The organism is Mycobacterium sp. TH-M11 (genome assembly GCF_057473725.1).
The window spans coordinates 1-3,788 of sequence record NZ_JBYCLD010000384.1; the positions used below are offsets into that span (position 1 = coordinate 1).

The 3,788-nt window shown below is 63.9% G+C and carries 3 protein-coding genes; all 3 read left to right on the forward strand.

Annotated features, from left to right (window positions below; translation table 11 throughout):
• Window positions 1-849 (forward strand): PLP-dependent transferase (locus AC2VOG_RS15225; protein ID WP_486940716.1); only part of this gene is annotated, 849 nt, incomplete at its 5' end.
• Window positions 850-1,130: 281 nt separating this feature from the next.
• The gene (locus tag AC2VOG_RS15230) at window positions 1,131-2,741 is read left to right on the forward strand and encodes a hypothetical protein (RefSeq protein ID WP_486940717.1); all 1,611 of its coding nucleotides are present in this window, start codon (window positions 1,131-1,133) and stop codon (window positions 2,739-2,741) included.
• A gap of 87 nt (window positions 2,742-2,828) precedes the next feature.
• Window positions 2,829-3,788, forward strand: a 960-nt coding sequence (locus AC2VOG_RS15235; RefSeq protein ID WP_486940718.1) for a glycoside hydrolase 5 family protein, incomplete at its 3' end; no start/stop codon positions are given.

A 3,788-nucleotide genomic window follows, 5' to 3' on the forward strand; every position in this document is an offset into this window, starting at 1 on the left:
TGTTTCGTGGTGTGCAGCGAGATCCTGCCACGCTGGGGTGTGCAGACCGTGTTCGTCGACGGTGACGATCTGGCCCAATGGGAAAAGGCGTTGTCGGTGCCGACCCAGGCGGTGTTCTTCGAAACCCCGTCCAACCCGATGCAATCTCTGGTCGACATCGCCGCGGTCGCTGAAATCGCCCATGCAGCCGGGGCAAAAGTGGTGCTGGACAATGTATTTGCTACGCCGTTGTTGCAGAAAGGCTTGCCGCTCGGCGTCGACGTAGTGGTGTACTCCGGCACCAAACACATCGACGGCCAGGGTCGCGTGCTGGGTGGTGCCATCCTCGGCGACAAGGAGTACATCGACGGACCGGTGCAGAAGCTGATGCGCCACACCGGGCCGGCGATCAGTGCATTCAACGCCTGGGTCATGCTCAAAGGCCTTGAGACGCTGGCGATTCGCGTCGACTATCAAAACAATTCGGCACAACGAATTGCCGAATACCTGGAGGGCCACGCCGGTGTGCGGTGGGTTCGCTACCCGTTCCTGCCGTCGCACCCGCAATACGACCTGGCCAGGCGCCAAATGTCCGGTGGTGGAACGGTCGTCACCTTCGAACTCGATGCTCCGGACGGCGCGTCGAAGCGACGCGCGTTCGAGGTGGTCGATGGGTTGCGGTTGATCAATATCTCCAACAACCTTGGCGACTCGAAATCCCTTGTCACCCATCCAGCGACGACGACTCACCGTGCGATGGGGCCGGAAGGCCGTGCCGCTATTGGCTTGGGCGACGGGGTCGTTCGCATTTCGGTGGGCCTCGAGGGCACAGATGACCTGATCGCCGATCTCGACAGGGCTTTGAGCTAGGAGTATGCTTGGAATTTGCTGGTAATCGGCAATCTGCATGTCCGACAACAGATGTTGCCGGTTCAATCGCACGCTCGTTACCCGGCTGTTCATCTAACCGTCGTCTGGTCTTTCCGCCGTAAGATAGCGCACACGGGATAGTAACGATGTAGCGAATGTGCCCGATAGCTGTACGACGGTGCGTCAACCGCAGCGTCGTAACTGCCTGATCGTGTCGGGCCCGAAATGGAGAGACTTGAGTGATATCGAGCATCAGCCGGCCACGGACTTCACCTCATCCGATGACCGGCAATTTCTATGACTGGGCCGTGATCGTCGACGGAGATGAGATTAGCTGGCAGGGCTATGCCGGCCCGCTGAGATTCGACGAAACCGACTTCGCCATCGCGACGCGGAAATTGCTGTCGATCGAACCCGACGAACTTCCCGAACTGGTCGCAGAGCACGTCGAATTCGCCTCGCCCGGTCAAGGGCAACGGCGTCTGATGGTGCACTCGACCACGCCCTACGCCAGCAGCTTCGAAACCGATCTCAGCGCAATGGTCGAAGGCCGGCAGATTCTGGACCTCACCACATACGTGGAGACGCGCGGCCTGTACCTGGCCCGTAGCGGCGACCTCGTCGTCGGCCGTACCCGGCCTTGGCGCCACGGTTTCGCGGCGGAAGGCGTTGAGCGCCTGGTGCTTCCGGACACCGACTATTACTACATGTCTCAGGCGCTGCTGCGCCGCGCGGTCGACGGCGGCGACCGGGATCCGGTGATGCGTCAGATCATCGATTTTCTGCAGGCGAACCCGTCAACAGTGGTGTGCCCCTACGATTTCGAGCCCGAGTTTCAGCTATTCGTGACGTGGCTGGCTCGCATCACGGGCCTTGGCCGAATTCGCGTCGACGCCAACGATTCTCGTCTTGGGGTGTGGAACCGCAAGCGCATGCTGCATCCCACGATCGAGGCCGCGTTGGGTGTGGCGAACCAGGTCCAGGGTCAGCCGGGCGCTGTCATCCTCGAGCGCGAACACCGGGCCAGTGAGGCCTTCGCCCAGCTGCAGGTGCCCATTCCGGTGCTGCCCGGCTACGCCGTGCCCTGGCGGGAAAACCGCGACGACTTCACCCGCGATCTGCTGCGGGCCGGCGCGCTATTGCAGGATCGCTATGGCCTGACCCGCGCCTGCCTGAAGCCGTCCGACGGCGGTAACGGCGGACGCATCACCCCGGGCATTGAACTCCACGACACCGCTCGTGTCGAGGAACTCGCGGTCAGCGCCTGGAAGTTGGGTGGCGACCAAGTTCTTGAAGCGCACGTCACCTACTTCGAAAGGGAGATCGGCGGCGAGCGCGTCTTGACCACGCCGTCGGCGCATGTGCGCTCGGGCGAACTGCTCGACGGGCTCACCCTGCAGTTCATGCGCGGCACGTCGTGGAAGGGCAACATCTACGTCGGCCTCGAGGAGTGGCAGCGCCTCGGACTGGACAACGGCGTGTACGCAGCGCTGCGCGCCACCATGACCGATCTGCATCAGCGGCTGGGTTTGTTGCACTGCGGCATCGACTTTGCGGTCGGGACCGTCGGCGGGGTGTTCGGCGACACCGTGCTGGCGGCGGTCCAGGACATCAACCCGAAAGTCACCGGTGCGCTGTTCCTCCGGGAGTTCATGGCACGCCATCCCGAAGTCGGTGCCGGTGCTGCCACCCGGGTGCTGAGTCCGGATGCCACGGAAAGTGCCGAGCGGATCCGCGAATTGGTCGCCGGATGCTCGACCGCCCAACATCCTTGCGAAGAAGTCGGCGTCGTGCCGGGCCGCTGGGCGATGATCGCCACGTCGGCGGCCACGTCGCTGACGGCGGGCGCGCAAGCGTTGACGATGGAACGGACGCTTGCCGCTGCGCGCTGAGCGGGATTGGTGACGGCGAGATAACAACTCCCGCGACGCGCTGGCGCAATCCCGGGAACGCCTCGGCGCGCGACTTATCGTCGCGTTGTGTACCGCCGTACTGTTCTCAAATTGCCGCTGTTGTTGGCGGCGGGCACGGCTCTGGCTCAAGCGCCGCGCGCCGCCGCTGATCCACCACGAACCTCGGCCGAGTCCAGTAGGTGGTCATCGGATCGGGCCAACCGTTGGTACCAGGCCCAGGGCTGGCCGGTCGGCGCGAACTTCATCACCTCCAGCGCCATCAACCAGCTCGAGATGTTTCAGCCAGGCACCTACGACCCGCGCCGTATCGACACCGAACTCGGGTGGGCCCGTGCGCACGGACTTAACTCGGTGCGGGTCTTTCTGCACGACCAGTTGTGGGCTCAGGATTCGCGTGGATTCCAGACCCGTTTGGCGCAGTTCGTCGGCATCACCGCGCGGCATCGCATCAAGCCGCTCTTCGTGCTGTTCGACTCCTGCTGGGATCCGTTCCCCAAATCGGGCCAGCAGCGCGCGCCGACGCCCGGGGTGCACAACTCGGGCTGGGTGCAAAGCCCCGGCGCCGAACGCATCGACGACCAGCGCTACACCCGCACCCTGCAGGACTACGTCACCGGCGTGATGACCCAATTCCGCAACGACGACCGGGTTTTGGGATGGGATGTGTGGAATGAGCCCGACAATCCCGCTCCGCAATACGCCCGCGTCGAGCGTGCCGACAAGCTGGACCGGGTGGCCGACCTGCTCCCGCAGGTCTTCGGTTGGGCGCGCTCGGTCGAAGCGCGTCAGCCGCTGACCAGTGGGGTGTGGGACGGTGAATGGGCAGATCCCGGTAGCCGCACCACGATCCAGAACATCCAGCTGGCGAACTCCGACGTGATCAGCTTCCATTCCTACGCCGGCCCGTCGACCTTCGAGTCGCGGATCAACCAGCTGACGCCGCACGGCCGGCCGATTCTGTGCACCGAGTACATGGCCCGCCCGCAGGGCAGCACCGTCGAGTCGATCTTGCCAGTTGCCAAGCGG